Here is a 26315-nt window from a genome sequence, read left to right as displayed (position 1 = left end):
TTTAAACACGTCTATTGAGAAATTGCTCCACTTGGTCGGGTGTCCATCCTTGCATTTCCTCTGCAAGTTGCGCTGGCGACATTGCTGCCAAACGCTCATCACGAGAAACACCAGCAGGACTACCAGCAGGCAAATCACTCAGACTGTTCGGTGGTGGTGTTTGAGCCTGACTCACAGCTTTTTGCGCTACTGCCTTTACTGCATCATTGGCAGGTTGAGCAGCTTGTTGACCTGATTGGGTATTCGACTTATACAATCCTAGAAGTTCTACCACCTGAGCAGCTGAACCTTTATCCAAAACTGTTTCATACGCATCTTTCAGAAAACTTGGTTGTGCATTCTTCCAATCATTAAATTCTTTCGATTCAACAATAGATTCTGCATCTGGGTGTGCTGTAAAGATTTCGTTAAAATGGGCTTGCTCTACACTGACCTGCTGTTGTTGCTGAATTGGAGCTAAAGCAGTTTGTAATTGCTGTTGCACCAAAGTTGAAACCTGTGAATTAACAAGTTTCTGAATACCAGCAGCCAAGTCTTTCTCGCTAAAATCCCCAAAGATTGCAGGGTCTACACCCTGATCAATCGCTTGTTGTGCGATATTTGCTTGGTTGTCCTGTGTAGTTGGAGCCTGTCCGTTATCTTTACGTTCCTGTGCATCAGCTTGAAGTTGTGCCAACTGTTGTTGAGCTTCATCAAACTTTTGCTTCCATTCCTTTTCACCGTTACGTGCTTCCACTAACTTGTCATAGGGAATGGTGTGTTTTCCGTCTTTAGCTAAGATCACAGCATTTTCAGCATTTAACTGGCTTTCATCGACCTGTTGTTGCTGTTGTGCTTGTTGTGTATCAGCTCTTGCGGAGCTATGCTCCTCATGCGTACCGTCTTGACCTTCAACTTTTGGGGTATTTTCTTCTGTAACTTGGGTAGTTGCTGGCTGACTACCATTTTCCGCATTTGCGGTATCGCCATTTAACGCTTGCTCTAAAAGCTGCGCTGCAAGTTCAGGTGATGCTTTACCACCGTTAGCTTCAATCAACTCATTTTGTTGCTCTGTAATATCCATGTCTGTCCTATCACTTATCGCTGTGACCGCAAAGGCGAATGGCTAGAGTTATCTAGCGTTTAGCTGTTGATTGCTCAACATGAGACAAGTGTCTAGGATTTATATATGATGTCGTTAGCCTTACAGGGGGTAGGATTAATGGCAGAATATTGTGCTCAATGCGCCAAGCAATATGGAATGAGTAATGGGTTTATCAATGAATGTAAGCCAAACTATCTAGCAAATGTTATTTGTGAAGGTTGTGGTGTAATTCAGGTGAATCACAAAGGTGAATGTGTGAGCCATGATTGCGACAATGGAAATCATGCCGTTGAATGGAAAATCAAGAAATAAAAAACCAGCATATTGATGCTGGTTTAAAGGTCTCGAATTCGATAGGTTTAAATCAATTCATCTAATAATGCAGTCATTTTGGTTTCAGCTTTTTCACGAAGATCATTACTGATATTTGTCGTGGTTAGTAATTGAGTAAGCAAATATGCATTTTCACGGTTATTTAATAATTTAGAACGGTGGATGCAATCACCACCCACACTATGCACTTGATTATCGTATTCAGGCTCGAATGACTTCACATTACTAGCATCGCCTTTTAATACCTCATGAACTGGTTGTTGGTATAGTTTTTCTTTCAGTAAATAGCCCTCAAGCATCCAGATTTTATTACGGGCATTTTCATAAGCAATCTTTCGACCAATTTCAGCATCGAAATTTTCAGGACTTACACATGCCGATTCACCAGTAACAGTAAATCCATTTTCAAGAACAATAGTACAGAAAGTAAGGCATCGTAAATTTTGGTATGTACCTTCATCCATAGCTGTTTCTGGACTAACACCTTGTAACGGATTCGAGTAATAAATGCCTTTAATTTTAGAATCAATATGATCTGACGTTAAACGTGGCGCATTTAAGTTTTTAGATTGAATTTCTTGCTCAATTTGCTGTTCAGTGTTTTCCACCTCCAAGGTAAATAGCTGATTAAATTCACTTTCACTAAACCATTTTTTATGTGTCAATAATTCATCTTCTTCATACTTAACAAGATAACCTTTATTTGTCTCATGACCAGGTGGACATTTAAAACCTTCATGAAAGGCAAAGTTTTCGTAACTCATTGGTTGAGCTAGAGCCTGAAGACCATTTTCTTTACAAACAACTCTTTTATTCATTTTGGATACCAAATTAAAGACAGTCGATTTGACTGTCTTAGTATCTGTGAACAATAAAAATTACTCTTGCCTTACAGGGGGCATGTTGTCATTGGTTCGTGGAGTCTCAATCCCCTGCATTCCTGTTGAACCTTGCTGTGGTACTGGTGGGTTCATCGGGCTGGTATTCTGTTGAACCATTGGCAATTGCTCACTCCCCGCCTGTGCACCATCACCCTCTATATACGGACTACGAATATTGCGTGCTGCGGTCTGCTCTGCTGTTGGGAAATTAGGGTCATCGCCCATTGGATTAGGACGTTGATAACCTGCACCTTTCATCACCTCATCCGCAATTGGTGCAATCATTGGCATTTGTGCAACCTGTGCTCCAGCTTGCATAGCAGAATAAGCTGCTTGTACACCAATCTGTACAGAGCGTGCATCAATCTCTTTAATTTCACTATCTGCCTTACGCTCTTTAAGCTCCAGCTCACGCAATTTAATCTCATTACCAGATTCAGCCAGTGCTTGCTTAACCGCTTCTTGAATCTGCTGTTCGATTTGCTCAGGTGTTTGCGCTTGAGTCGCTTCACGAATAGATTCAATAATATCTTTCTTGAACGGAATGTCAGTCAATGCCATGACATACGGCAAGACTGCTGTTTGAATCTCCGCGGATAAAGACTTGGTAATCTCAGACAGTGCATTAAGTTGCTGCTCACGGAATGTTGTAGAACTTGGCACATCATCAAGTACCACTTTCAAGCGAATACGCTGTACATCATTCGACACATACGGATATCCATGCTCATCAACTTCAGGCTTGTTAATGACTACAGTACGGTCTTCACGTACCGCATCACCTTCAATCACTACCACGTGTTCTTCCTCACCCAAGTCTTCAACAATCATAGATAAAAGCATTTCACCAATTAAAGTCCGTGCTTCTCTAAAATTATCCATAATTTTCATTAGCGTTTGGTTGCTTTGCTCAATCTGCAGCTGCTCTTGTTTTCCGGAAGTGGCATTACCTTTCTTACCTTGAAAGCCAGATGTGATATTACTTACACGCTCAATCGCCGCACGGTTATCATTTATTAATTGAAAATGTTGTTGTGATAACTCAAAGTCACGTTTCACTTCAAATCGTGCACCAGGTTTAGCCATGTGATTGGCGTTCAACACAATGTCAGCATCAGGACGTGCAATCTGACGACGCAACTGCTCGTCTGTCATATCTACTGCACCTTTGGTACGCTCAACACGTGTAACGCTCATGCCCCAACGCAATTTAGAAATACCGCTATTAATGCTGTCTTGGCTAAACTTCATCCGACGTACAAAGCCATACGGGATATTAGTATTATCCTCACGTGCACCCCAAAATGGAACATAAGGGAAATAATGATGCGAATAAGGTGAAGGACCATCAAATAAACAATGTGGACCAAGCCAGTAAGAACGTCGTACTTTAGATATGTTCGCCTGCTCTACACGCGCAAGACCTTGATAAATTGCCAAATCATGATGCATATTTGATGAATCATATTCAACGACACGACCATCACCAAACTTAAGTACCGGTACACGTACCCAGCGACGGTACCAAAGCTCTGCGATATTGATTTCTTTTGATGTTGGGTTATACCAATACTGTTCGCTTACAGTGTATGAGCGTGCATCAAGCCATGCATTTTGCAGTCCAGTATTTGAGCCACCATCCAACACGCCAGCTTCTTGCCACCACGAACCGCCATATCGCCCAACGGTTTCTATCAATTCTCTGTGTTGTGGGAATGCCTGAACCAATCGCTTTGGATGAACCCAACGTGTACGCCGCAACCAACGTGCATCGCTCAAATCATTTTCAGTGGCTTTAAAATCCCAATGGATTTCGTTTCGATGCACTTTCACGCAACGATACGGATATTTAAAAGGGTCTTGCTCACGTTTAACTTCAACCCAACCGATACCACAACCGATTTGCGGCCTAAACGCATCACTACATGCTTTGTCGGCTTTAGATAAACGCTCAGCTTGATTTAATTTAAAGTTCAAAGCATCAGCTACATCATCACTACCAGTGTCACCATTTGCTTTAACACGCCAATCTGTACGTGTCTGTAACTCGAAACCCTCAACCGATTGCAGTGCAGGACCAATCATGTCTTCGACCGCAGGCGGTATGCCGATAGCTTTCATGCGATTCAATAGCTCTGATTCAAGCTGATTACCGTCTGCATAGTCCATTTCTTTGTCAGCAATATGTCGCCAATGCGGTTGCTCCTCGATTTCGTGCATAATTTCGGTCAGTTCGTCGAGTGTCAAAGCATTATCTTCAAGATTAGCTTGCTCAATCTCTGCTGTTTCATGATCAAACATATTTAAAATCCTTACATTCGCCAATCTGTTGGTGGTGCTTCTCTATAACTAGATTGCTGTTCATGTGTATTTGTACTTGAATTATCGCTTGTTCTGCTAGACGTATAGACGTAATCACCAAGCAGGCCAGCATCTTTAGCTTGCGCCCATTGTCTAAGCGCATCTGCACCTTCTGAACAGCCGTTAGACTTGTCGGGCTGATCAATAAACATATTCGCTTGCTGATTAAACTTTTTCTTATAACCCTCAATACGCTCAATACCCAATTTACAGCGTTCCTCATCGAACCAAGCATTCTTTAAATGCCTACGAGTCTGTTGAATACCTGTTGTGAGCAACGTAATACGTGGAATGACCACAAAATTATGACCAGGTAATAATTCCTCAAGCATTTCTAATACTGACTTGTTGTAATCGCCAAGCCGTTGATGTGCTGCATCGTGCGGTAAATAATGAGTATGATAGATATAAGGTTTATCTTTAATCAGTTTCACGTAATGACGTAAATCTTGAAAATGATCTTCTTCATAATCAATAAAGCGATCTTGCTGATTCATCATTTGATGGAACCAAATTGCACAACCATCATGGTTGCCAATATCCCAAAACGTACACGTCGGTACATCTAAAACTTCAATTTGAGCAATACCACTACGTTTACGCAACTCAAGCATATCTTTTGCGTAGTAGTTCCCTTCTGTACTGACCTGAAATGCTTCATCAGGGAAAGAAGGATACTCTTGCCACATTAAAGCTTGATCACCAGATAGATCATTATCACGTGTCGATACATACCAAGCACGTTGATCAGGATCAATTTTGATTTTCTTACCTAAGTTTCTGGATACAACAATTTCAATGTGATCAAAAATATTGTGGTCTTTCTTAGTAATAATGACTTCTGATGAATCAATACGGTACTTAGGTTCTTCCCACCAACCATAAAAATGTAGTCTGAAATCTTTTGGCGTAAGTTTTTTGCGTGAAGCAAAGTTCTTCTGTGCGATCTGAACCTTATCAAAGAAGTCACCACCACGACCTTCAGCAGTAGATTCAATGACACATATACCTGTTGTTGGAACTGCTGGTAATGAACCTGTACGAACCTCTTTCGCTTTACCAGGCGATTGAGCGCAAATTTTACCGTATTCAGAAATAAGTAAACGGTGCATGGTGCCACCACGGAATGATGTGGCCACAGAGATTTTAGAGCCGTTGTGCGCGAACTCCATCTCGGTTCCGTTGTTAGTTTTTAACGGAAAGCGCTCTAAAATTTCAGGCGGTAAGTTATCGTACGCAAATTTAATCTTATCGCTAAAAATATCACCAACAGTTTCAAGGTTCTGTGCGATAACACCACAATGTTGATTGGCATTAAATAAAGCGTGATCAAGCCACAAAATACAAATCAATGTGGTGAAACCTAACTGACGTGCTTTTAAAATAATATTGCGGTACCACAACCGATTTAAGAATTTCTTCTGTGCATCATTAGGCTGGAACGGTAATTCAAATGTTGGAGCTTCTTCTACTTGCCCTAACTCATTTACAAAGTCATCACCTTTAATTTTGATCTTATATAAACAGCCACTAAAAATACGCCAAACAGGGTCTGCCAAGCAGCGTTCAAGCTCCTCGGCATTTGTCGGTAGTGGCTGTAAGTTAGTGTTATAAATCAATTTTTACTCCATTTTGCACAATATTGGTGCATTTTTGAAGCGTGTACGTGAATGAAATTGTTTTGGTGTGGGTGATTAGTCGTTCCATTCACGTACATGCACTAATATTCAGGATCATCGGCAATTGGTTTAAATGCAGAACTATTTCCAGTGCTTACTCGTTCAAGTAATGCAGTCAGTGCATCGACAGGTTTATTGTTCTCATCATCAAGTCCAAACGCTTGACGTTCTAAAGCAATCAATGTTTTGAGTGTGTCGCTTAAATCTTTCATAGACTTCACACGACCAGGCATTGAGATAATCTTCATGTAAAGGTCATTTACTTTGTCATTGCCTTTATCATCAGGTGACCACATAAGCTCACCCAGCATTTCTAGCAATTTGACATTCTCTTGACCGACCATCATTTCGAGCTCATCAAAAAGACTCATAGCAATAGATCGGGAGCGTTGAATATCCTTGCGATGGGCTAAACGTACCGATGCTACTTCATTGGCACTTGCATCAATTTTGTCTTTTTCTGAAATGGTCGTTTTCGTGCGCACACTGTTGCGCACACTCTCCTTGCGCACAATGTCATCTGCTTTAGCTTTAATTTTTTCAGATAGATCACGAACCCATTCGTATTGCTTTGCTCTACGTCTAATGCCTGATTCTGCAATATCATGCTCACCTGCAATTTGACGTAGAGACTTAATACCTGCTCGATAATCGAGTTCGATCTTTTCCCAATCAATTACTTTTTTTTCAGCCATGTGAGGAATATATTCCGCAAGAAACCTCTAATGGCTGAATGATCATGTATATATGTGGGGGAGGTCTAACCTTAGAGGGGGGAATTATAATTTGGGTAATTGATTTTCTTTTTGTGCTTCATGCCAAATTGCAAACCAAGTGTCTAGCTCTGAAAAATAACGCCCTAATTTTTTTCTTTTATATATGTCAAATTCATCTATTTTTCGATTAAAGCGTTTCAACATAAAACTTTCAAAGGCATCATAAGCATCTTGTATATCATCAAACATTTAATTCACCCTGCTTACCTATATCCAATAAATCCCCTACTTGCTTCGATAACTTACGGACTTGACCTGAAACTTCACTCTGAAGTATTGCCATATGATGACCCATTTCAATATTTGCATATTGCATTGCTTCAGCAACCATGAGATTTCCAAGGTTACGTGCTTCACGTGGTGTTAATGTCAAAATCTGGTCATCACCAATTTCAATTTTAACGGTACCATCAGGTAAAACCATCTTGGACATAATACGAGATGGACGATGTTTAGGGGCTGGAATGAATACACCACGCTGTACACGGATAATCTGGCCACTATCGACAAGATAGCTTAAACGATCATCAACGATAGATAATTTGAAGCCTGTCAATTGTGACAAAGTTTCTCTAGTAACGATCTGCTCTTGATTATGTAAATCCTCAACGGCTTCAAGGATTGTTTCAGCGTTAGACTTCATTGTCACACTCCCCTAAATCGTTCTTAAACTTCAACTACGTCAATATTGTGAATTAATTTCATCAATTTACGTTTGATGATGTAATCCGCAGTTTTATGACCTTTTGCATCTTCACAGATGAACTGATCATCTTTGGTCCAATAAACAAAGTCTGCTATGTAATCTGTGCCACGTACTTTCTCACCACAAATTTTCTGTGCCGGTATCAGGTTGTATCGAACCTGGGTCTGTAAATCCTTGATCTCACCTGCACGCTGCAAGACCTTTAAATCATTTAAACGACGATATTCATGCTGTGAATCAGCAACTTTTTCACCATCAACGACAACTTTATGATTGCCATACTTTGATTGTTTAGGCTTGTTGTCACGTTGATGGACCAGTCTTTTAATTTGAGATTGTGATAGACAATTTGTCATGCAAGTTCCCCTGTTTTCTTACTCCAACTGTGATAAACACGTTTGTTATTCTGTTCGCCAAAACCACAAATTAAACATGCAATGTCAAATCCATGTGGACAATGTTTCTTATTGAGCATCGCTTGAATGTTTCGCTGCTGTCTGTGTTGTTGTATGGCTCTCTGCTTCATTTTCCGCTTCATTGGTTGATCACCCTAGCATCATTCCAATTGCACTCCACTACGGTTAAACCATCGTGCTGGAAACGTGACCACAACCGATCCCCTAAATCGTCTTTTAATTTTTTTAATGTGAAATTTGAAATCAACATGGTTGGTTTTTTACTGTCGTATCGCTTGGTTAAAACCTTATGCACAAGCTCTGTACGTTTTTCACGATCATGTAATCCATATTCGTCAATAATCAATAAATCATATTGAGCAAATTCATAAATTACGGCTTCTTCGGATTGATCTTTTGAATCTCTATCCCAAGCATTCATAATTCGTTGTGCAATTTCTTCGCTTGTGATGTAACGAGCTTTAAGCCCTTTTTTCAAAAGATTTTTTGCAGTTGCACATGCAAGATGTGTCTTACCTGTCCCTGTAGAGCCAACCATGATGAAGTTAGAACATTGTTTTTCAGAAATACGTTGTGCGTAGTTCGCACATTGATTCAATGCATTGGCTTGACCCTGTGTATGAGTTTGATAATTTGAAAATGCTGAATATGCATGACGATCTGGAAGCATTGCACCTGCAATATGCTTTTCAAAAACCGCTTTATTTGTCTCAGCCTGTTGTTTTGATTTTTCAGCTGCTAGAAATTCATTTGCACACATAGGACAAATCAGGTTACCACCAGCTAAGATTTTTTGAGTTTTGTGCAAGCTACAAACTTCATTCGATTTAACAAAACCATTCAGTTGAAAATGTGCGTTCATTCCATGCCCTCAGGTAATTCGACTGTGCCGTAAAATGGCTGGTCGTTCATGGGTTGATCTTTCCAGGCATCATTGACGTTCAACCCTGTTGATCGAGTAGTGCTCTGTTTTGTTTTAACGTTGGGTTTTTCAGGTGGTGTCAATGGTGTTTGCTGTCGTCGTTCAACCCATTGAACAAGTTTTCCAAGAACTTGGTTTTTAACCATCTGGTTTCTATGGCCATACTCATCCTGTAGATCTTGCTGAAGCCTACTCAAATCCTCTTGCGTAATTTCTTTGAGTCCACGGAGCTTGATTCGTGTATTCACAGTGTCTAAATCAAATAAAAAACGATCATCGCCTTTCGAATTTTCATCGTGCAAATTTTGCTCGTGCGTTATAGAGATATTATTAATAGATGAAGGTGACGATGACGGGCATTCCTCAAGCATACTTTTAGCATCATCTAAGCATTGCTTATGCATTGCTTGAGGATATGCATTAGCATTGCTAAGGTCATGCTTGTTAGATGCATTAGTATTGCTAGAGTTGTGCTCTGTATTTACATTGTCTTGAGATTTATTCCAACGTGCTTCGGCTGCTTTCTTTGCACGTTCAGCTTTTGCGGTCTTATTGCTTTCAGCTTGGGTTTTCAAATTATCTAAATATTCAGAACGAATTTCTTCATCATAAACATTCAATAAATTTGCACGAATAAGTACATCTTTTAATGCTTTTGCTTTTGATAAAGAAAGACGAGTAATGCTTGCAATAATATTGTTATCATTTGGAATGGCTCCATTACGCCAGTAATCCATTAACACCAAAAATGACGCACCGATTTGCTCGGTGGTCATTCGTGTAGTTTTAGCCAGCATGTCGCCAATATAGACAGGCATCCAAATATCAACTTCTTGATTACTCATACCACCTCACCACAAATCTTCACTACATAGCCCCATACGTGAAAATTTCTTTTCACCCAAGGCTATTAGCTCTAAGTCATTTTCTGTCCATTCTTGTTGGCCACATTCGATAGCGTGTAAAGCTGCTTGTGGGCGTGTATAGAACTTTCCTTTCTCACAATAAAAACCTTGGTGTAATGATTTACCCCATTGGTTTTGAATATCTGGTACCAAGCCAAGTGACAAAATAATATTGATACAATCTGCATGGCGATTAGGTTTTGGTAGAGCGACCATAAGCTCACCTGCTTTAACAGCAACTCCGATAATCATGCTGCCACCCCTAACCCATTACCAGTAAGGGATATCTGAACTGCTTTAAATTCGCGCTGACATGCCATGTTCTTGAATGCAGAAAAGCAAGTCACAATGTATGGCTGCTTTACAATTTTGAATCCCGGTCCCGCAACTTCATGCAAATATTCATCCATTAACTTGTTGGCACCTTTCCAGCGAGTTTTAACACCACATTCAACGATGTAAATCGGCTCTTGATCTTCTTCACAACCATTCAAAAACTGTCCATATGTCATGCGTTCAGGTACAGCTATTTCAAAATCGAGCTGTATAGATCGGCCATCTGGATGATCTGCGTATATGTCACAACTGATATGGAAGCTTTGCTCCTTGTCGATTAAATCCTTACGCATGGCAATCACAAGCGTACCCTTGGTCAAAGTTAGCAAATGGGCTAACTCAGGCGTTTGATCCTCAGATTTCCCATTTGTTAATTGCCAAAGGTCGAGAATGAGATTTTCTTCAATCGCTTCACCAATAAGCTGAAACTTGCGTACAGGATTTAAAGCAGGTTTATTGGGGTTGTATTTTTTATTGCGTTTCTTAATCACACCACACCCCCTAATCGAATTAAGGCAGCCCCAAAGAGCATGAAAATGAACAGCAAAGTTTTGTGGAGTTCTTTCATGCTGCCACCTTCTTTTCATGACTTGAACGAACTTTATTCACACCTTTTACATGATGTGGTCTATAAACACGGTCATAGCAGCCTTTACATGCTGATTCTGGTCGAAATGTAATGGTTCCATCCTTTAACTTTGATTTAATCATGAACCAAAACTCTGAATCTGTAGGCCAGTATTCATCACAGTGCTTACAAAGTTTTTCTTTACCTAGCTCAGTAAAGATATACATAGGTTTTTTAGCTTTATTTGATTTCATGCTGCTACTCCCTTATGTTTCTTCACATGCTGTGCCCAGCCTTTGCATGGTTTCATGCGCTTACGATCTGTAGCAGATGGGCTATGCAAATTTTCAATATCTTTATGGCAATAAAAAACAGCATCCAACTCCAAGGCATAAGCCAAGTCAGATTGAGTAGAAAGACAATGATTTGCTAAAGTGCCGCAACGATAAGCACACGATTCACATAGAACATCTTGATTAGGAGCCTTTTGCGCCAAGATCAACCCATTCAAAGCACCATGAAAACTAGGTGAAATAAGCTTATCTATTGCGTATGGGTGCATATCACCTGTGGTGACAAGATGTAAAAATAATGTTTCATCACACGATTGGGCATAATTCACAGCAACATTTAAAACATTGCCAAGTAAATTAAGTAATTCATCATGTGATTTTGCTGAAAAATTATCCTTGATTGCCTGTAAGCGTTCAGCTTCAGGCAATTGGATAATGTCAGTTAGGGCGAGAATTGCGGTGTTATCAATCATGTTTCACCACCTTGGATCACTTTAAATTCCACCACCCACACCCAAGGGTTTTTATCCCATGAGGTTGCACCGTAGATTTCCTGCCATGCATGACGAAAATTAGTTTTAGCTCCAATGGCATAACCCATTTTTATTGCAGATGGATGAGTTGAATAATCAAAACCCTCTGCTTTAGCATCTTCAGTTGAGATGTCCGTGAGGCGCTCTACACGAATTTTTGTGATTTCAAGCAATATGCGTGATGCACTGCGAGGCATGTGAATTGAAGGTTTCCATTTAAGACCAAAATCTTTTCGCAACTCATCTGAATGACTGCCACGCGGACAGTCTGCTGCATACGCATATTTTTGAAGCTTGCCGCTTGAATTTCTATGCTCCACTCCAGTACCACTTAAATCCATGAAATTTTCACGCACCCAAAGGCGGTCACCAACATTAAATTCACTGAAAGGTGTTTTATATGTCGCACCAGCAAACCAACCACTCGCACACTTCTTAAATCCTTTTGGATTGTTATAGCACCGCAAAATGGCATGACTTGCATCCGTGTCAGTTGTTGTCTCACCGCGGTGAAAGCGTTCAACATCATCTGGTTGACGACGCATAATTCGACGTGTCTGAGTTTTGCGGCCTTCCAAAATTGCGCTGACCATTGGGGCGCTAAATAGAATCGGACGTTCTTTCATGACTGCACCTCCACCACTGCACCACCATGTTCATGTAAGCAAATCTGCACACCGTTTGGGCAGGTACAGTATTTTTTAGAGATTACGCAATAAGCCACTTCAACCGACTTATCTTCCCCATCAGCAGCTAAATCAACACCGATGACATATGAGCTATTCGGAAATTCCGAATAACTCATGTCTGGTACTAAACAGTGATGGCATTGTTCCCCTTTAAATTCTGGACATTTGCCAGCACACTTATGTTCTGTTAAATTACTCATGTTCATTTTCCTGATAGATGATGAATACTAGAAGCTCGATCTTGACCATCGGGCTTTTTTAATGCCTGCCAAAAACTTTTCAAATTTCTGCATACATTCTTGAATACACTGGTAGACGTTGTATTCTTTGATTTTTCTATGTGCTCAGATGATGATTGACCTGTCTCCAGTTCGATCTTTTTATCTATGGCATCTCTTAACCATTTCGCACGATCACTACCTTGGCTTTCAGCCAAAGTATCAATGATCTCTTGGACTTCCAGCGGTACACGTGTTGACATGGGTGCCAACAGTTTTTTGCTGAATACAAACATTATTTTTGTTTCCATGGGTTCACCTATTGAATTTGTTCAGGTTCTCTTAGTTCAATCCAAATGTCCTGATAATCTTCTGGGAAAAGGTCTTTGCGTGTGCAGATTCCACGATCTTCTGCAATCACAGCTAGGCGGATTTTTCTGTCAGTTGGAATAGCTTTCCAACCACTCACTGAAGGTCCTGTAATACCTAAAAGCCGTGCAACTGCATTACATCCACCAAGGGCTTCTATAAGTTGGTTGTCATTCATGTTGCTCTCCTATAACAAAAGCAATTATTAGGCATTCCTTATAAATAATCAATAGGCATACCTAATTTTATTCATGTTAGGATTTCCTAATGATTTGAGAGTTATTTATGAAGACACTTGCTGAAAGACTTAAATATGCAATGGAAGTTTTACCACCAAAAAAAATAAAGGGTGTAGAACTTGCTCGTGCTGTTGGTGTTAAGCCACCATCTGTTAGTGACTGGCTTTCTGGTAAATCAAAAACAATGGAAGGTGAGAATCTTCTACGAGCTGCAAATCACTTGAATGTGAACCCTATTTGGCTTGCGACTGGTAAAGGCTCACCTAAACAAGATGGTGAAATTAATCCTCAATTCACCCAGGTAAATGAATGGGATACCAATACTCCAGTAGATGATGACGAAGTAGAAATCCCATTTTTCAAGGATTTTTCTTTTGCTTGTGGAGGTGGTTCATTCAATGAAGCTATTGCTAATGAAAGACGTAAATTAAGAATGTCCAAAGCGACTTTACGCAATTTAGCAATCACAGAATCTAATGCAGTTGCAGCAACTGCATCAGGCGACTCAATGACACCAACCATTAATGATGGCGATACAATCCACATTGATCTTGGTCGCAAAGAGGTTAAAGATGGTCGTATCTATGTGATTTGTATAGGTGGGCTTCATTACTGCAAACGTTTATATAACCTACCCTTTGGTGGAATCCGATTGTTATCTGATAATTCAGAAGAATATAAAGAAATTGAACTTACAGCAGAAGAAAGAATCTCACAACAATTTGAAATTATTGGTTGGGTTTGGCAGATTGCGAAATTGGAAAAATGGTAACACCTGAAGGTATAAGTGTTTTAAGCCCAAACGAGTAAGAAAAAGTTAAATCATTATAATTTAGGTATCTAAGAATGCATGACTTTATATATAACTTGGGAATTATTGGTTTAATTATTATATTTTTTTATATCGTTTTTTGGTTAGATCGTCGCAACAAACCAAGCGATTATGATTTGGTTAGAAATCACTTACAAAGAGTCACGCACCCCAATTTAACTGTTAAGGGATTTGGTGATTACCACATTGAGTACGTGATAAGAGGTTATCATACTTTTGAATATTTTAAATATTGTAGCCAATATGAAAAAAACTTAGAAATAATGAAAAAAGACTCATCTATAAAGATTTTAAAGCATGGCTTAACTGGCTATCGTGACTGGGAAAAATGGGGAAATTAATTTAATAAATTTGGTAATCCACCTATCTTAATGATGTAACAGCATATCAATAAACACCACTCCACCTGCTATATGCAGGTTTTCTTTTATCAAAAACAAAAAATTAGGCAATCCTAAAAATAAATTAGGAATACCTATTGACTAAATAATTAGGTTTACCTAATATTTATCTCACACACTAACCCAATGTGAGGTAAAAATGTCTACCAAACCAACCAACGCACAGCAATTTGTTGCTGACTTAGGTGCAGGAACCTTTGCTAACCAACTCGGTGCAGCTATCAGCATGGTTTCTCAAGGTGCTGTTCAGCACAACAAAAAAGGGCAAATCAAAATCACACTTGATATTGCTCGTATCGGTGATTCAAGCCAGGTCGAAATTGCACACACACTCGCTTTTGTTGAACCAACAGCAAAAGGTAAACGTGCAGAGGACACTACCTCAAAAACTCCAATGCATTTGAATGCTGGTGGTGATGTCACTTTGTTCGCTAACCATACAAGCCAATTATTCACTGAAGACGCTTAAACAGCCCCCTTCTCATTACAACAATTTTACCAACCATCCATAAGGTACTGAAAATGGAAAACTCTGCTAAAGAAATCGTTGAACTTGCGTTACCTGTAAATGATTTATCTCGTGGTGAACTTGTTGCCATTCATGAAAATTTCAATGTTCATGATTTAGAACAATTTCAAGCTGGTCGTAACCGTGCACGTGGTGTTTTAAAAACCCCATCTTTTGAAGATTTCAAAAGTTATGTTTTAGGTAATACGCAGTCTGAAAATTCTGTTCCTGAAGTAAAAGTTTATGCCCCTGTATTTGTTGACCACAAAAATGTATCAGCAACGGCAATTTTAAACTTCAAAGTTGTTGGATTGGCTCAAGGTCATTGTGACCATAAAGCAGTATTACAGCTTGAACCAACTGTAGTTTGGGAAAAGTTAAACCAACTTAAAGACAATAAGTTAAATCAAAAACGCTTTGCGGTTCTACTTGAAGATTGGGCAAGTGTATTCGCTGCAACAAGTGAAACTGGTGAAACGATCCATATTGCGGAAGCAATTAATGCAGTTCGCAACATGAAAGTTGGCGCATCTTCAACTACTGACTCGTCAGTATCAAACATGCAAGAAACTCGCTCAGTCTTTGACAAAGTTGAAGCTTCAAGCACAGCAGGGAAATTACCAAGTTATTTTGAAATCATTGATCCAGCTTATGTCGGTCTTGATGACAAAACTATTCGCTTGCGTCTTGTAGTAAATAGCTCAGATGGTGAGCCATCGTTTGCATTGCAAATCGTTAAAGAAGAACTCTTGCGTAATGAAATTATTCAAGAATTCAAGGGAAAAGTGATTGCCTTACTTCCTGAAAACCCTGTCCGTATTGGTACCTTTTCCGCTTAAAACTAAAAATTAAGCAATAAAAAGCCCCGAAATTTTGATCGAGGACGGGGCTTCTTTAGGGGGTATAGCAATCGCTATAAGGAGATTATGAACATGGTTTCATTAAATTTCAAATCAATTTTGTTGGGTTTAGGTGGTGCAGTAGCAATGACAGCAGTTTTTGCGTCTGTGCAAATGTATCAACCAGCCAAGCTACCTGTTGAAGAACAGCAGCAGATCACAGTGGCATCAGACATCTACAAGGTGGATGAGCTCGATTTAGGACCATACAACGACTGTCAACATGACTGTCATGCAACCTTATTAACCGCAAATGGCCAGTATTACATCGAGGTGAATTTTGACTATTCAGGTTTCGATGATGGTAACGGCTTTAATCGTGCTGTAGGCATTCAGATTGATCGCTTAGAACCTGAATTGGTCGGTGATGAAGATGGCGAAATCAATGCATATCTTGATCGTTATGAAATCGACAAGATCAATGATGCTCTTGAAGACTCTATCGCTGTGAAATTACAGAAATTGAGAGGTTAATATGCTTGATTTAATTGAAATTAAAACAGCTACAAGCGGAAAAAATAATCCGTCTGAAAGCCTTCAAGCTGATGTATATCGAGCTTTATTTGGTGAACCTGTCAAATACAACGAATTTGAATTCGATGTTGGAAATAAAACTGTTATTTGCCTAATGCATGGCTTTCCTTGGCATGTGGTTTCTTCTAAAGATGAACCATTTGATCAGCATAACGGTGAATTTTGGGGATGGAATCCGTTCAAAGTCAAAAGTTCTGGTCGATTTGGTGGTGGATGGGCTTTCAAATTTGGCATCACTTCAAATGAAAATTTTCGTGAATTAATTATTGACGTGGGAATTGGTTCAATTCGTTTGGAAATCATGAATTCACGTAGAGGATTTAGAGCATGAAAATCAAAAAGATTACTTCTCAAATCCGTCGTGATTTCACAGCAATTTATGAATGTGAGCACTGCGGAAATACCGAAACACGTGATGGCTACGATGATGAATATTTCCATCGTAACGTCATACCAGCAATGGTTTGTGTGAAATGTCAGCGTGCTGCTGATGATAGCTACCGCCCTTTGGCTCCTAAATATTCTGAAAATCAGGTGGTGTGATATGAATACACAAGTAAATCACGAAAAATTCTTAGCAGGTCGTAAAAAAGGTATCGGTGGTTCAGACGTTGCTGCAATCCTTGGCTTTAGCCCATACAAATCACCATACCAATTATGGTTAGACAAAACTGGTCGTAGTGAACGCTCAGAGTCTCAAAGTGAATCAGCACACTTTGGTCATCTCCTTGAAGATGTTGTTGCAAAGGAATATTCACGTCGTGCTGGTGTAAAGGTTCAGCGTGTAACTCAACAATTAAGTTTGCCTGACCATCCTTGGGCGATTGGCAACATTGACCGTGCAATTATCAATCCTGAAATTTCAGGCAACGTGCGATTCAAAGACGGCAAGCTGACTACAGATCAACTTCTCGAATGTAAAACGGCTTCTGAATACCTTGCAAAACTGTTTGGTGAAGAAGGTTCAGACCAAGTTCCAGACTACTACCTAACGCAATGCCTTTGGTACCTCCTACTTTCAGGTTGCCAATTCATTGACCTTGCGGTGCTGATCGGTGGCAACAAATTTCGTATGTATCGCATTGAACGTGATGACGATTTAATTGAATCAATCTTTAAACAGGTTAAAGCATTTTGGTTCAACCATGTCATTGCTGATGTTCCACCAGATCCTACTTGTTTTGATGATGTTTTACATCGCTGGTCAAATCATGTTGTGGGTAAACAAGTCGAAGCTGATTTTGAACATATCAAACTCGCTGAAGAACTTATCACTGTTCAAGGTCGTCTAAAAGCAGATAAGGCTCGTGAAGATGAAATCAAATTAAAGATTGTCTCAACGATGCAGGATGCGGAAATGATGATTAGCCAAGGCAAGTCCATCTGCACCTACAAAGAACAATCCTCTACTCGTATCGACAGTACGCTGTTGAAGAAAGAAGAACCTGATTTATTTGCGAAATATAGCAAAACATCAAGCACACGTGTTTTCCGTATTTCAAACAAGTTTAAAGAAACAATTTAAGGAATATTTATCATGAATGCATTAGTTCAAAACACTGGCTTTTTAACTCCTACTAACCTTCAAGAAGCAATGCAAATTGCTGATTTATTGGCGAACTCTGAAATTGTCCCAAAGGACTATCAGAAAAAGCCTGGCAACATTTTGGTTGCTATGCAATGGGGTGCTGAAATTGGCTTGCAACCACTTCAGGCCATGCAAAACATTGCAGTAATTAATGGTCGTCCTTCGCTTTGGGGTGATGCTGTTCTTGCCTTGGTTCGTAGTTCAGGATTGCTTGAGCAGTTTGAAGAGACTCAAACCGACGATGTGGCAACTTGTATCGTTAAACGTAAAGGCCAAAAATCAGTTACCAAAACATTCAGCAAAGAAGATGCAAAACGTGCAGGTTTACTTTCTAAAGCTGGTCCTTGGTCTCAATATCCACGACGCATGATGCAAATGCGTGCACGTGGCTATGCATTACGCGATGAGTTCACGGATATTCTTAAAGGTTTTGGGGTTGCTGAAGAAGAGCGCGACAAAGAAATTGATGTGACTCCTGAGCCATCAAATATCAAGAAGCATCAAGGTGCATCTGGTCTAAAAGCACAGTTAGAACATCGTGAACAACAGGACAAAGTTGTTGATATGGCACCCGAGTTCGATACAGCAGCATTAATTGCACAAATTTATGCGACTGAAACACTGGAACAGCTAAAAGAAGTCAGCAACACAGTACCTACTAACTTAGGTGAACCAGCTCAAACTGATATTAAAAATGCTCATGGCTGGCAGAAGTTCTACCTTCAGTTGGTTGTTGATCTTGAAGAAGCAGCGGATGTTGAAACCATCAATAAGATTATGGGTGAGCGTTTTGAGCCTCACACTTCTGGCTTATCTGATGTTCAAATCGACAAGATCAATTCGATTTACGAACGCAAAGCAGCTGAATTAACAGCATAACACTGGCATGTGGTGCCCTCACACATGAGGGTACCAGTAGTGAGATAGAAATATGAATCCAACTATTGAACAACAACATGCCATTGATATGGCATTACATGGACAGTCTTGTAAAGTGACCGCATACGCCGGTGCTGGTAAGACTTCTACCCTTAAACTGATTGGTAATGCAAAGCATCATCAACATGGCATGTACTTGGCATTTAACAAGGCTATTGCAACAGAAGCACAGTCTAAATTTAACCATAATGTTAAGTGCAAAACATTTCACAGCCTAGCTTATAACTCAGTTCCACGCTGGCTGACTAATAAATTAAAAAATCGTCGCTTGATGTCAAACCAATTGGCATCTCGCCATGATCTTGAGAATTATCAAGTACCAGTGGCATTGGTTAAACAACGTGGTGAAGATGATCAGAAACGATTATTTAATTCAAAACGTATGGCCACATCTATGATGAATGCCGTTGGTTATTTCTGCCGATCTAATTACAGCGAAATTCTACTATCACAAGTTTACGCTGCTTTACCTGATTGGATGGATGACACATACCGTGCAGAATTGGCAAATATTCTTTTACCTAAGGCACATGATTATTGGAATGATATTCTGAATCCTTCTGGTATTAACCGCTTAGAACACGATCATTATCTTAAATATTGGGCATTAAGTAATCCAGTGATTAATGCTGACTTTATTTTATTTGATGAAGCACAAGATGCTGATCCAATCATGTTAAATGTCTTGAGTAAACAATGTGCTCAGGTAATTTATGTTGGTGATCGTCACCAACAAATCTATGCGTTTCGTGGTGCTGTCAATGCGATGCAATCTCTAGATATAGCTGAAACACGTTTAAGTCAATCATTCCGTTTTGGTGAAAACATTGCTGATCTTGCGAATAAAATTTTGTTCAATGTTTTGGATGAAGAAATTCCATTACGTGGTTTTGAACAGATAGATTCCCATGTTGGTGAAGTCACCGATATGGTTGCAGATGCATTTATCTATCGTACCAATGCTGCTGCCCTTTCCAACATGGTTGAGCTGGTAAAAATTGGACGTGAACCACGTTTGGAAGTTGATACAGGTTCTTTATTAAAAAACATTGAAGATGCCAAAAAAGTTAAATCTGGAATAAAAGTCCACGATGGAAGTGTATTTGAAGGCTTTAGCAATTGGGAAGAAGTCATTGAATACACAAATGAAGTCTCTGGAAATGACTTAAAAGCACTTGTTAGCCTAATCAATAAAGTGGGTGAAGAAGCTCTAATCAGCTCATTACTAAAAAGTAATTCTAGTGATTATGACTGCATTGTAACCACAGCTCATAAGTCTAAAGGCTTGGAGTTTAACAAGGTCAAACTTGGTGGTGATTTCTTTTATAAAGAAGCTGCTGCACCTGGTGAAAAAATCCTAACCGAAGATGAAGCTCGACTTTTATATGTTGCTGCTACTCGAGCTAAAAAGCAGTTAGATATTTCTGCATTGAACCCACTGTTTAAAGCTATCGGATATAACACCCAAGCTGAGGTAGCAACATGATCACTCGCCTACCTTGCCGATTTATAAACTTATTCACTTACTGGTTGTACTGTGATGGATACAGGCCACAAGTGAAAAAAGATGCTGTGGTTATGCGTCGTGGCGATAGTGTTCTCAAAATATTTTGCCACAAAGGCCGAATGCAGCAAGATTATTTGATGAATGAAGCATGTCAGCGAAAATTTAAGCAATTTTGTGGATGCTACTTAAACGGATATCGAGAGTTTTTAGTCGGCTTAGAGCGTGAAGCAAGAGTTGAACTAAATCGTAGTAAGAATTTTAACTACTTAATGGTGGCTTGAAGGAGAATTCGTAATGGGAGTAGCGATCAATCGAAATGACCAAATCGACACATCAATGATGTTGATTCTGCATTATAAAAGACCTGTTGTTGCCTTAAAAGATATTGTGGAAGATTACATGCCACATTTAGATATGGCAGCTGCAAAACAACGAGCAGCTAAATGTAAACTACCTTTTCCAGCATTTAAGGTCGATGGTAATAAATCTGAATACTTTGTAAACTTAACGGATGTTGCAGTCTGGTTGGATTCACTGCAAAAAGAGTCTCAAAGAAATTGGAGTGAGGTGAATTGATTTCACCTCTTTTTTTTACGCCAATTCTACGCCATACGCCACGCAAAAAACATTAAGATATTGATTTTAAATTATTATTATAAATAGTCTAACCCACCTGCCATAGGTGCCACCCACAGTTTTCTCTCGATGGGACGATCGAATAATTCTTGAATGACATTGTTTTTACTCAAAATCTTTTAACCTCGTTTAACTTCGTTTAGTCGCTTCGTATTGACTTTTAATGCTCTTTAGTTGCAACCTATTTGCACCACGAAATTTCAATGTTGCAAATTTATAGGTACAGTCACTAAGCGACAAACAAAAGACGGTACAACTCGGTATAGAGCTCAAGTCCGCGTACAACTTCAAGGCTACCCAGAATTCAAGCAATCCAAAACATTTAGCTAAAAGTCTTTGGCTGATGAGTGGATTAAACGCGCAGAGGCAGAAATTGAATTGCACCCTGAAAAAATGTTGAACCCTGAGGTGCAACTTAAGCAAAAACACTCAGAGAATTCATATTTCAGTATTTGGATGAGGCGGACAGTTTTGCTAGGACAAAAACAGGAGCACTACAGCATATCGCTAGTTTAGATATTTCTGAAAAGAATATCTATTATTTAACGCGACAAGACTTTTCTGATTACGCCGCTTCTTATAAAAGTATTAATCTTTCTGAACCCCAGCATTCTCTGCATTAAATTCTAATGATATTTTCTCATATAGTTTACTTTCAGCTGCTTCTAAGCGAGCTTTTGCGTCAGCTAATGCTTTCGGGTAATAAAGATAGCTTTTCATATCTTTATCACAGCTATCCAGTTTTTTCTCACAATCACTATCATTCCTTTTGGCTTCTCTAGACTCTCTCATTATTCTGTTGTAATAATTTTTGGCTTCGTACCATTTAAATTCAATTACATTATGAGCATTTGATGGTTCATCTTTAGCATAGCAATTCACTGATGCTAGGAAGCAAATTGTTAGTCCGTTAATAATTTTGGTTAGATAATGCACTATTTATACTCATTAAATTGGATGTTATTGTAAATAGTAACGTAATCTAACCCACCTGCCATAGGTGCCACCCACAGTTTTCTCTCGATGGGACGATCGAATAATTCTTGAATGACAGGATGTTGACTCAATGTTTTAACCTCTAGCTATATTTAGCAAATGATGCCTGAACCACATTCGATCTCTTCAAAGCCACTTTTAACAATACTAAATTCAAGTGTATGTTCGCAAAATCTGTTGAGCGAAAAAACGTTTCATGGCAATGATTATGCAATTGAATGATGACAATGAACATCAACATTGCTCAACGATTGAATTGAGGAATTTGAAGCTTCGGAATTGGACGGCAAATTTGCAATGCGATAGTTTAGTAATTCCAAACAAAAATTTCTACGCTTTTGCTTAAGAGTCGTTGAAACTTATGCATCAGCCATGTAGTTAACACACTATCGATTCAACATCAGACTTTCAACAGATCTGCCTGTACAGGTGTTACTATAGAGGGATACTGCTAAAATCATTGAAAACTTAAATCTATAAATTCACACGAGTGAGTTGAACTTTATGAAAAAATTGAAAATTCTCTCTTTTATATTTTTCGCTACCATTCTGACAGCCTGCCAACAACCCAATGACGAGGCGGCTGCAGCTGAAAACCAAAACGCTGATTTAACAACGGAACAAGCGACTCAACAATTTGAGCAGTCAGATGCGCAAATCAGTCAATACCTTGATGTTTTAGATGCCCCAAGCACATCTATCAAGGAAAAAACACAAGTCTTATGTCATGACTACCCTCATGAATATAAAACTAACTACATGCCTGCCATGCTCAAACTCGCAGCCCAAGACTATACTCAAGATAAAATGTTGAATGATTTGAAGATTGCACAGGACTATTACAAAGAAAAACTCAAAATTGAATGCCCTGCTGAATAATCTCCCTTTCATCATGGCGTCACAATTGTGCGATAAATTGTTATTAAGCGAAAAGTGTGTAAGTTTCGCTGTAATAACAATGTAAAATACACTTCCCGATTTATTCGGGTTTTTCTTTTTAAAGCCTTTCAAATATTAAACGACATTTGAATGACACATATTATTTTGTAATGGATTTCAAACTATTGATTTAATATGATAATTTTTCGCATGTGTTCACAATCTAGACACATAACAACTCATTTTAATTACACTTTTATCATGATTAATACATTAAGTTGTTTTTTCCAAAAAAATAGACTGAAGATTGAATCATGAAAACTTTAAACAAAGTACTTTTCGCTACACTTATCTCTGCTGCTGCTGCAACTACATTTGCTGCTGAAGAACAAAAAGTTGAAGCTGCTGCATCTGAAGCTCAAACAACTGAAGTTGCTCAAGATGCAACTGAAGCGGCTCCTGCTTCTGAAGCTGTTGCAAAATAATTGAGCAAAAATTTAAAAGCCCACAGATTGTGGGTTTTTAAATTCACAGACATTTTAGATCTGTCGCAGTTTTCAATGAATTTGATTTCAATTATTTAAAATATAAACGTTGAATTTGACGTGCCCGCCGGTTTAAACCCAATACTTTTTTTCTTTGTAAAATGTCTTCTTCACTAAATCCCAAGTGCTGGATTAATTCAGACATAGCTAAATCTGCATGTTCGATCAACACGGCATCTTGTTCAGTTGACCAAATCACGTTTGATACCTTTAATTTGTGCTGGCGTTTTAAATTTCTCATTTGCACAGTATAAAATACTTTAGACACATCAACAAAAAGCCCACCCGATGTGAGCTTTTTGCACAGACTGAGTATTCATCATCTATTGGATTGAAATATAGATTTACTGAACGATGATGTTAAAGATTTTCATCCTTCGTGATCATCACTGAGGTTAAAATTGGAACGGCAAAACAAGGTAGTAAGAGTAAGATCCAATATTCCACCATCGGTTTAGCCACAACAAAGTTAATAATGATTGCCCCCAATACCATAACTAACGCAATCAAACCCAAGAAACGACTGAAAAATTTAGCTGGCATAATAATCCCCTTAAAAAATTTATGGATTTCAGCTAGTATATACCTGCATTTTTTATAATCTGTTGAAAATGATATTGGAATATTCATCTATTTAGCTCAAAAAGCATTCTTTTTCCAATCATCCTGACAGAACTGCTTGTTTTTACACGCGTAGATCTCCATAAATAGATTGACAGTCCCCTATGAGACATATACATATTTATTCATTACTTATGTATTTTGCATAGTATACTGCACCTGCTTTGTCGCCCCCATATGGCTGAGTTTATTGGAAAATATGAACAAAACTTTTTCGACCACATTATGCTTTAAATCCCTTTCTGTACTGGCTTTATCCATTGGCTTGGCTGCCTGTGGTAATGGTTCATGGTGGAGCAAAGATGAACCCACTATGGAAGCGGAACAGATCAAAAAAGCCATTCCACCTCGCGTGAATGAACGTCTGTCATGGGCCAATGATATCTACGACATTAGTGATCAGCTCGGTATTCCAACCACGAAAGAAAATGTTTGTACGATTGTTGCTGTAGTCGATCAAGAGTCCAATTTTGTTGCCGACCCGCATGTGCCGGGACTCGGTGAAAAAGCCGTCAAAGAAGTTCAAGATCGTCTTGAAGAAAAGTTTAAAGATAAATTGGGTGATGGCATCGGTGGTACAGTCGCTGGCTATTTCCAAGATGTGTTAAAAAATCAACCGAGTCCAGAAGATAACTATCTGAGCCAAATGCGCCGTGTACAAACTGAACGTGAACTAGACGAGTTATATCGTGAAATTTTTGACTATATGTCTAAACATTATCACGTGAGTGCTTTGACGGGCGCAGCGAAACTGGTTGGACAAGATATTGGTGAAAAGCTCAACCCCATTACCACTTTGGGTTCCATGCAAGTTCATATAGGCTATGCCAAAGACCACAAACGCCAAGGTGGAAATATTGCTGCTCTACGTACTGACATGTATAGCCAATATGGCGGTTTGTATTACGGCATCCACCGTTTAATGATGTATCCAGCTGAATATGACAAACCGATTTATCGTTTTGCAGATTATAACTCGGGTCGTTATTCGAGTCGTAATGCGGCATTCCAAAGCATGTTGAATGACTTAACCCCTGCTGAGCTCGGCTTAGATGGTGACCTCTTACTTTATAATAAAGATGGTTCTCCACGTTCAGCAAAAAGCCAGTCTGAAACTGCGCTGATTGCCGTTTTTGCAGAAAACAATGTAATTGCAACTCCACGTCAAATTCGTTCAGATCTTAAAAAAGAAAAAGATCAGGACTTCGAAGATACTTTGACGTATAAAGCGGTCAAAAAGTTGTACCAAGAAAAGACTGGTAAAGAACCGTTTTATGCCATGATGCCTGAAGTCGTAATTTCTGGGCCGAAATTAAGCCGTGATTACAATACCAATTGGTTTGCCACACGAGTCGATGGACGTTATCAAACATGCATGCGCCGCATCAAAAACCTAAAACTCTAGCCTTATTCGATTTTGACGGAACCCTGTGTAATAAAGACAGTTTTACAGGGTTCATCTTCTATTCCCTGCCTAAACGACATATCGTGCGCCAAGGGATTAAAATTCTCCCTTGGATTCAAGGCTATTATCTCAAGCTATATCCTGCCCATGCAATGCGTCCTCGCCTATATGCCGCAATGTTTAGCCAAGCCAATCATGAGCAGGTTTTAAATCAAGCAGCACAATATGCTGAACATTTGATGGCGGAACTCAATCCTTCGCTATATGAACAATTACAGCAACACCAAAAACGCGGTCATGAAGTCGTATTGGTTTCTGCATCCGTCGATTTATATCTTAAACCTGTGGCCGAAAAGCTCGGGGTCAAACTGATTTGTACCGAAACAGCAGCCAATGACCAAATACTGACTGGTTTGTATCAAACCTTAGACTGTAGTGGTGAGCAAAAGAAAATTCGAGTTTTGGAGCAATTTAACCTTCAAGACTATGAGCAGGTATATGCCTATGGAAATAGCGATGAAGACCTCGCTATGTTTGAATTGGCCACCCACCATTTCATGAATGGACAGGATAAGTGCCTACCTGAACTCGACTAAAGTCGAGTGATTTAGTTTGGTTTATTAATCAAAGTTAACAATCACAAACTTAAATTTAAGTCGCTCTAATATATGATTAAATTTTGAAAATTCTGCTTTTATTTTGACTTTATAGTGTGCT

General features: G+C 39.2%; 39 protein-coding genes and 1 pseudogene. 18 read left to right on the top strand and 22 right to left on the bottom strand.

The features are described 5' to 3' along the window. Nucleotide 1: 1 nt before the first annotated feature. Complete coding sequence (locus FTT98_RS01630) at nt 2-1063, bottom strand: hypothetical protein (RefSeq protein WP_042890536.1); 1062 nt, start codon at nt 1061-1063, stop codon at nt 2-4. A 105-nt stretch (nt 1064-1168) separates the two neighbouring features. Between FTT98_RS01630 and FTT98_RS01625 the strand changes: the two genes are divergently transcribed. Then, nucleotides 1169-1396 carry a hypothetical protein gene (locus tag FTT98_RS01625; RefSeq protein ID WP_227515190.1) on the top strand — a complete coding sequence of 76 codons (228 nt, stop codon included), beginning with the start codon at nt 1169-1171 and terminating at the stop codon, nt 1394-1396. A gap of 47 nt (nt 1397-1443) precedes the next feature. Here FTT98_RS01625 and FTT98_RS01620 read toward each other — a convergent pair whose 3' ends face one another. From FTT98_RS01620 to FTT98_RS01535, 18 genes are all read right to left on the bottom strand, one after another. After that, entirely contained in the window at nt 1444-2235 is a 792-nt protein-coding gene (locus FTT98_RS01620) for a Gp49 family protein (RefSeq protein WP_257230171.1), read from the bottom strand. A gap of 60 nt (nt 2236-2295) precedes the next feature. Beyond that, nucleotides 2296-4599, bottom strand: a complete 2304-nt coding sequence (locus tag FTT98_RS01615; RefSeq protein ID WP_180176899.1) for a hypothetical protein — start codon at nt 4597-4599, stop codon at nt 2296-2298. A gap of 11 nt (nt 4600-4610) precedes the next feature. Next, nucleotides 4611-6278, bottom strand: coding sequence for a terminase (locus FTT98_RS01610; protein ID WP_180176898.1), 1668 nt, complete (start codon nt 6276-6278; stop codon nt 4611-4613). Between the two features lie 101 nt (nt 6279-6379). After that, nucleotides 6380-7033, bottom strand: a complete 654-nt coding sequence (locus FTT98_RS01605) for a hypothetical protein (RefSeq protein ID WP_180176897.1) — start codon at nt 7031-7033, stop codon at nt 6380-6382. Nucleotides 7034-7117: 84 nt separating this feature from the next. After that, complete coding sequence (locus tag FTT98_RS01600; RefSeq protein ID WP_180176896.1) at nt 7118-7303, bottom strand: hypothetical protein; 186 nt, start codon at nt 7301-7303, stop codon at nt 7118-7120. Continuing rightward, nucleotides 7296-7757, bottom strand: coding sequence for a hypothetical protein (locus tag FTT98_RS01595; RefSeq protein WP_180176895.1), 462 nt, complete (start codon nt 7755-7757; stop codon nt 7296-7298). The genes FTT98_RS01600 and FTT98_RS01595 overlap by 8 nt, the downstream gene beginning before the upstream one ends. A 23-nt stretch (nt 7758-7780) precedes the next feature. Next, nucleotides 7781-8176 (bottom strand): DUF1064 domain-containing protein, encoded by a 396-nt coding sequence (locus FTT98_RS01590; RefSeq protein WP_180176894.1) that lies wholly within the window; start codon nt 8174-8176, stop codon nt 7781-7783. Continuing rightward, nucleotides 8173-8346, bottom strand: coding sequence for a hypothetical protein (locus FTT98_RS01585; protein ID WP_180176893.1), 174 nt, complete (start codon nt 8344-8346; stop codon nt 8173-8175). The genes FTT98_RS01590 and FTT98_RS01585 overlap by 4 nt, the downstream gene beginning before the upstream one ends. An 8-nt stretch (nt 8347-8354) precedes the next feature. Then, on the bottom strand, nt 8355-9098 hold the full coding sequence (locus FTT98_RS01580) for an ATP-binding protein (protein ID WP_180176892.1): 744 nt from the start codon (nt 9096-9098) through the stop codon (nt 8355-8357). Beyond that, the gene (locus FTT98_RS01575) at nt 9095-10003 is read right to left on the bottom strand and encodes a DUF1376 domain-containing protein (protein ID WP_180176891.1); all 909 of its coding nucleotides are present in this window, start codon (nt 10001-10003) and stop codon (nt 9095-9097) included. Before FTT98_RS01575 ends, FTT98_RS01580 begins: the two co-directional genes overlap by 4 nt. 6 nt (nt 10004-10009) lie before the next feature. After that, complete coding sequence (locus tag FTT98_RS01570) at nt 10010-10315, bottom strand: hypothetical protein (RefSeq protein ID WP_180176890.1); 306 nt, start codon at nt 10313-10315, stop codon at nt 10010-10012. Next, entirely contained in the window at nt 10312-10890 is a 579-nt protein-coding gene (locus FTT98_RS01565; protein WP_180176889.1) for a hypothetical protein, read from the bottom strand. The genes FTT98_RS01570 and FTT98_RS01565 overlap by 4 nt, the downstream gene beginning before the upstream one ends. Nucleotides 10891-10963: 73 nt before the next feature. Then, on the bottom strand, nt 10964-11221 hold the full coding sequence (locus FTT98_RS01560) for a hypothetical protein (RefSeq protein ID WP_180176888.1): 258 nt from the start codon (nt 11219-11221) through the stop codon (nt 10964-10966). Further along, entirely contained in the window at nt 11218-11733 is a 516-nt protein-coding gene (locus tag FTT98_RS01555) for a hypothetical protein (RefSeq protein WP_180176887.1), read from the bottom strand. The genes FTT98_RS01560 and FTT98_RS01555 overlap by 4 nt, the downstream gene beginning before the upstream one ends. Then, nucleotides 11730-12419: a hypothetical protein gene (locus FTT98_RS01550; protein WP_180176886.1), complete on the bottom strand. Its 690-nt coding sequence runs from the start codon at nt 12417-12419 to the stop codon at nt 11730-11732. The genes FTT98_RS01555 and FTT98_RS01550 overlap by 4 nt, the downstream gene beginning before the upstream one ends. Continuing rightward, a complete protein-coding gene (locus FTT98_RS01545) occupies nt 12416-12682 on the bottom strand; it encodes a hypothetical protein (RefSeq protein ID WP_180176872.1) in 267 nt (88 codons plus the stop codon). Before FTT98_RS01545 ends, FTT98_RS01550 begins: the two co-directional genes overlap by 4 nt. A 2-nt stretch (nt 12683-12684) precedes the next feature. Further along, nucleotides 12685-13011 (bottom strand): hypothetical protein, encoded by a 327-nt coding sequence (locus FTT98_RS01540; protein ID WP_180176885.1) that lies wholly within the window; start codon nt 13009-13011, stop codon nt 12685-12687. 8 nt (nt 13012-13019) lie between these two features. Further along, on the bottom strand, nt 13020-13247 hold the full coding sequence (locus FTT98_RS01535) for a Cro/CI family transcriptional regulator (RefSeq protein WP_004761406.1): 228 nt from the start codon (nt 13245-13247) through the stop codon (nt 13020-13022). Between the two features lie 107 nt (nt 13248-13354). Between FTT98_RS01535 and FTT98_RS01530 the strand changes: the two genes are divergently transcribed. The 13 genes and pseudogenes from FTT98_RS01530 to FTT98_RS18025 form a co-directional block, all read left to right on the top strand. Beyond that, nucleotides 13355-14080: a helix-turn-helix transcriptional regulator gene (locus FTT98_RS01530; protein WP_180175462.1), complete on the top strand. Its 726-nt coding sequence runs from the start codon at nt 13355-13357 to the stop codon at nt 14078-14080. 74 nt (nt 14081-14154) lie between these two features. After that, on the top strand, nt 14155-14481 hold the full coding sequence (locus FTT98_RS01525) for a hypothetical protein (protein ID WP_180175461.1): 327 nt from the start codon (nt 14155-14157) through the stop codon (nt 14479-14481). Nucleotides 14482-14680: 199 nt separating this feature from the next. Next, the gene (locus FTT98_RS01520) at nt 14681-15010 is read left to right on the top strand and encodes a hypothetical protein (RefSeq protein WP_010112842.1); all 330 of its coding nucleotides are present in this window, start codon (nt 14681-14683) and stop codon (nt 15008-15010) included. A gap of 53 nt (nt 15011-15063) precedes the next feature. Continuing rightward, entirely contained in the window at nt 15064-15888 is an 825-nt protein-coding gene (locus FTT98_RS01515) for a DUF2303 family protein (RefSeq protein WP_180176884.1), read from the top strand. Nucleotides 15889-15981: 93 nt separating this feature from the next. Beyond that, complete coding sequence (locus FTT98_RS01510) at nt 15982-16422, top strand: hypothetical protein (protein WP_180176883.1); 441 nt, start codon at nt 15982-15984, stop codon at nt 16420-16422. A gap of 1 nt (nt 16423) precedes the next feature. Then, complete coding sequence (locus FTT98_RS01505) at nt 16424-16813, top strand: hypothetical protein (protein ID WP_180176882.1); 390 nt, start codon at nt 16424-16426, stop codon at nt 16811-16813. Beyond that, on the top strand, nt 16810-17025 hold the full coding sequence (locus tag FTT98_RS01500) for a hypothetical protein (protein WP_180176881.1): 216 nt from the start codon (nt 16810-16812) through the stop codon (nt 17023-17025). The genes FTT98_RS01505 and FTT98_RS01500 overlap by 4 nt, the downstream gene beginning before the upstream one ends. Nucleotide 17026: 1 nt before the next feature. After that, the gene (locus tag FTT98_RS01495) at nt 17027-18007 is read left to right on the top strand and encodes a YqaJ viral recombinase family protein (RefSeq protein ID WP_180176880.1); all 981 of its coding nucleotides are present in this window, start codon (nt 17027-17029) and stop codon (nt 18005-18007) included. 12 nt (nt 18008-18019) lie between these two features. Continuing rightward, nucleotides 18020-18949 carry a transcriptional regulator gene (locus FTT98_RS01490; protein ID WP_180176879.1) on the top strand — a complete coding sequence of 310 codons (930 nt, stop codon included), beginning with the start codon at nt 18020-18022 and terminating at the stop codon, nt 18947-18949. Between the two features lie 52 nt (nt 18950-19001). Continuing rightward, nucleotides 19002-20495 (top strand): 3'-5' exonuclease, encoded by a 1494-nt coding sequence (locus tag FTT98_RS01485; protein ID WP_180176878.1) that lies wholly within the window; start codon nt 19002-19004, stop codon nt 20493-20495. Further along, nucleotides 20492-20797, top strand: a complete 306-nt coding sequence (locus FTT98_RS01480; protein WP_180176877.1) for a hypothetical protein — start codon at nt 20492-20494, stop codon at nt 20795-20797. The genes FTT98_RS01485 and FTT98_RS01480 overlap by 4 nt, the downstream gene beginning before the upstream one ends. Before the next feature lie 13 nt (nt 20798-20810). Further along, nucleotides 20811-21092 (top strand): pyocin activator PrtN family protein, encoded by a 282-nt coding sequence (locus FTT98_RS01475; RefSeq protein WP_180176876.1) that lies wholly within the window; start codon nt 20811-20813, stop codon nt 21090-21092. Between the two features lie 276 nt (nt 21093-21368). Further along, nucleotides 21369-21724 (top strand): annotated as a pseudogene (locus FTT98_RS18025) (site-specific integrase); the annotation flags it as partial. Nucleotides 21725-21740: 16 nt separating this feature from the next. Here FTT98_RS18025 and FTT98_RS01470 read toward each other — a convergent pair. Beyond that, complete coding sequence (locus tag FTT98_RS01470; protein WP_180003822.1) at nt 21741-22088, bottom strand: hypothetical protein; 348 nt, start codon at nt 22086-22088, stop codon at nt 21741-21743. Nucleotides 22089-22652: 564 nt separating this feature from the next. Between FTT98_RS01470 and FTT98_RS01465 the strand changes: the two genes are divergently transcribed. Continuing rightward, on the top strand, nt 22653-23027 hold the full coding sequence (locus tag FTT98_RS01465) for a hypothetical protein (RefSeq protein ID WP_257230169.1): 375 nt from the start codon (nt 22653-22655) through the stop codon (nt 23025-23027). Nucleotides 23028-23341: 314 nt separating this feature from the next. Next, complete coding sequence (locus tag FTT98_RS01460; protein WP_171262568.1) at nt 23342-23512, top strand: hypothetical protein; 171 nt, start codon at nt 23342-23344, stop codon at nt 23510-23512. A gap of 91 nt (nt 23513-23603) precedes the next feature. Here FTT98_RS01460 and FTT98_RS01455 read toward each other — a convergent pair whose 3' ends face one another. Both FTT98_RS01455 and FTT98_RS01450 read right to left on the bottom strand, forming a co-directional pair. Continuing rightward, the gene (locus FTT98_RS01455) at nt 23604-23771 is read right to left on the bottom strand and encodes an acyl-CoA thioesterase (protein ID WP_373683444.1); all 168 of its coding nucleotides are present in this window, start codon (nt 23769-23771) and stop codon (nt 23604-23606) included. Nucleotides 23772-23932: 161 nt separating this feature from the next. Beyond that, the gene (locus FTT98_RS01450) at nt 23933-24115 is read right to left on the bottom strand and encodes a hypothetical protein (RefSeq protein ID WP_168377709.1); all 183 of its coding nucleotides are present in this window, start codon (nt 24113-24115) and stop codon (nt 23933-23935) included. Between the two features lie 277 nt (nt 24116-24392). On the opposite strand from FTT98_RS01450, the gene FTT98_RS01445 reads away from it, so the two are divergent. Both FTT98_RS01445 and FTT98_RS01440 read left to right on the top strand, forming a co-directional pair. Further along, the gene (locus FTT98_RS01445) at nt 24393-25598 is read left to right on the top strand and encodes a DUF1615 domain-containing protein (RefSeq protein WP_180003816.1); all 1206 of its coding nucleotides are present in this window, start codon (nt 24393-24395) and stop codon (nt 25596-25598) included. Continuing rightward, entirely contained in the window at nt 25565-26194 is a 630-nt protein-coding gene (locus tag FTT98_RS01440) for an HAD-IB family hydrolase (RefSeq protein WP_180040082.1), read from the top strand. The genes FTT98_RS01445 and FTT98_RS01440 overlap by 34 nt, the downstream gene beginning before the upstream one ends. Nucleotides 26195-26315 lie beyond the last annotated feature (121 nt).

Origin of the sequence: Acinetobacter sp. YH12039, assembly GCF_013420015.1 — a bacterium.
In the GTDB taxonomy this organism is placed as follows: Bacteria; Pseudomonadota; Gammaproteobacteria; order Pseudomonadales; family Moraxellaceae; genus Acinetobacter; species Acinetobacter amyesii.
This window is presented reverse-complemented; position numbering and strand designations above follow the sequence as displayed.

What these genes read in the sequence shown, in the direction of transcription:
- FTT98_RS01630 (WP_042890536.1), bottom strand. Translation starts at nt 1,063, where the DNA reads ATGGATATTACAGAGCAACAAAATGAGTTGATTGAAGCTAACGGTGGT.
- FTT98_RS01625 (WP_227515190.1), top strand. Translation starts at nt 1,169, where the DNA reads ATGATGTCGTTAGCCTTACAGGGGGTAGGATTAATGGCAGAATATTGT.
- FTT98_RS01620 (WP_257230171.1), bottom strand. Translation starts at nt 2,235, where the DNA reads ATGAATAAAAGAGTTGTTTGTAAAGAAAATGGTCTTCAGGCTCTAGCT.
- FTT98_RS01615 (WP_180176899.1), bottom strand. Translation starts at nt 4,599, where the DNA reads ATGTTTGATCATGAAACAGCAGAGATTGAGCAAGCTAATCTTGAAGAT.
- FTT98_RS01605 (WP_180176897.1), bottom strand. Translation starts at nt 7,033, where the DNA reads ATGGCTGAAAAAAAAGTAATTGATTGGGAAAAGATCGAACTCGATTAT.
- FTT98_RS01600 (WP_180176896.1), bottom strand. Translation starts at nt 7,303, where the DNA reads ATGTTTGATGATATACAAGATGCTTATGATGCCTTTGAAAGTTTTATG.
- FTT98_RS01595 (WP_180176895.1), bottom strand. Translation starts at nt 7,757, where the DNA reads ATGAAGTCTAACGCTGAAACAATCCTTGAAGCCGTTGAGGATTTACAT.
- FTT98_RS01590 (WP_180176894.1), bottom strand. Translation starts at nt 8,176, where the DNA reads ATGACAAATTGTCTATCACAATCTCAAATTAAAAGACTGGTCCATCAA.
- FTT98_RS01585 (WP_180176893.1), bottom strand. Translation starts at nt 8,346, where the DNA reads ATGAAGCAGAGAGCCATACAACAACACAGACAGCAGCGAAACATTCAA.
- FTT98_RS01580 (WP_180176892.1), bottom strand. Translation starts at nt 9,098, where the DNA reads ATGAACGCACATTTTCAACTGAATGGTTTTGTTAAATCGAATGAAGTT.
- FTT98_RS01575 (WP_180176891.1), bottom strand. Translation starts at nt 10,003, where the DNA reads ATGAGTAATCAAGAAGTTGATATTTGGATGCCTGTCTATATTGGCGAC.
- FTT98_RS01570 (WP_180176890.1), bottom strand. Translation starts at nt 10,315, where the DNA reads ATGATTATCGGAGTTGCTGTTAAAGCAGGTGAGCTTATGGTCGCTCTA.
- FTT98_RS01560 (WP_180176888.1), bottom strand. Translation starts at nt 11,221, where the DNA reads ATGAAATCAAATAAAGCTAAAAAACCTATGTATATCTTTACTGAGCTA.
- FTT98_RS01555 (WP_180176887.1), bottom strand. Translation starts at nt 11,733, where the DNA reads ATGATTGATAACACCGCAATTCTCGCCCTAACTGACATTATCCAATTG.
- FTT98_RS01550 (WP_180176886.1), bottom strand. Translation starts at nt 12,419, where the DNA reads ATGAAAGAACGTCCGATTCTATTTAGCGCCCCAATGGTCAGCGCAATT.
- FTT98_RS01545 (WP_180176872.1), bottom strand. Translation starts at nt 12,682, where the DNA reads ATGAGTAATTTAACAGAACATAAGTGTGCTGGCAAATGTCCAGAATTT.
- FTT98_RS01540 (WP_180176885.1), bottom strand. Translation starts at nt 13,011, where the DNA reads ATGGAAACAAAAATAATGTTTGTATTCAGCAAAAAACTGTTGGCACCC.
- FTT98_RS01535 (WP_004761406.1), bottom strand. Translation starts at nt 13,247, where the DNA reads ATGAATGACAACCAACTTATAGAAGCCCTTGGTGGATGTAATGCAGTT.
- FTT98_RS01530 (WP_180175462.1), top strand. Translation starts at nt 13,355, where the DNA reads ATGAAGACACTTGCTGAAAGACTTAAATATGCAATGGAAGTTTTACCA.
- FTT98_RS01525 (WP_180175461.1), top strand. Translation starts at nt 14,155, where the DNA reads ATGCATGACTTTATATATAACTTGGGAATTATTGGTTTAATTATTATA.
- FTT98_RS01520 (WP_010112842.1), top strand. Translation starts at nt 14,681, where the DNA reads ATGTCTACCAAACCAACCAACGCACAGCAATTTGTTGCTGACTTAGGT.
- FTT98_RS01515 (WP_180176884.1), top strand. Translation starts at nt 15,064, where the DNA reads ATGGAAAACTCTGCTAAAGAAATCGTTGAACTTGCGTTACCTGTAAAT.
- FTT98_RS01510 (WP_180176883.1), top strand. Translation starts at nt 15,982, where the DNA reads ATGGTTTCATTAAATTTCAAATCAATTTTGTTGGGTTTAGGTGGTGCA.
- FTT98_RS01505 (WP_180176882.1), top strand. Translation starts at nt 16,424, where the DNA reads ATGCTTGATTTAATTGAAATTAAAACAGCTACAAGCGGAAAAAATAAT.
- FTT98_RS01500 (WP_180176881.1), top strand. Translation starts at nt 16,810, where the DNA reads ATGAAAATCAAAAAGATTACTTCTCAAATCCGTCGTGATTTCACAGCA.
- FTT98_RS01495 (WP_180176880.1), top strand. Translation starts at nt 17,027, where the DNA reads ATGAATACACAAGTAAATCACGAAAAATTCTTAGCAGGTCGTAAAAAA.
- FTT98_RS01490 (WP_180176879.1), top strand. Translation starts at nt 18,020, where the DNA reads ATGAATGCATTAGTTCAAAACACTGGCTTTTTAACTCCTACTAACCTT.
- FTT98_RS01485 (WP_180176878.1), top strand. Translation starts at nt 19,002, where the DNA reads ATGAATCCAACTATTGAACAACAACATGCCATTGATATGGCATTACAT.
- FTT98_RS01480 (WP_180176877.1), top strand. Translation starts at nt 20,492, where the DNA reads ATGATCACTCGCCTACCTTGCCGATTTATAAACTTATTCACTTACTGG.
- FTT98_RS01475 (WP_180176876.1), top strand. Translation starts at nt 20,811, where the DNA reads ATGGGAGTAGCGATCAATCGAAATGACCAAATCGACACATCAATGATG.
- FTT98_RS01465 (WP_257230169.1), top strand. Translation starts at nt 22,653, where the DNA reads ATGAAAAAATTGAAAATTCTCTCTTTTATATTTTTCGCTACCATTCTG.
- FTT98_RS01460 (WP_171262568.1), top strand. Translation starts at nt 23,342, where the DNA reads ATGAAAACTTTAAACAAAGTACTTTTCGCTACACTTATCTCTGCTGCT.
- FTT98_RS01450 (WP_168377709.1), bottom strand. Translation starts at nt 24,115, where the DNA reads ATGCCAGCTAAATTTTTCAGTCGTTTCTTGGGTTTGATTGCGTTAGTT.
- FTT98_RS01445 (WP_180003816.1), top strand. Translation starts at nt 24,393, where the DNA reads ATGAACAAAACTTTTTCGACCACATTATGCTTTAAATCCCTTTCTGTA.
- FTT98_RS01440 (WP_180040082.1), top strand. Translation starts at nt 25,565, where the DNA reads ATGCATGCGCCGCATCAAAAACCTAAAACTCTAGCCTTATTCGATTTT.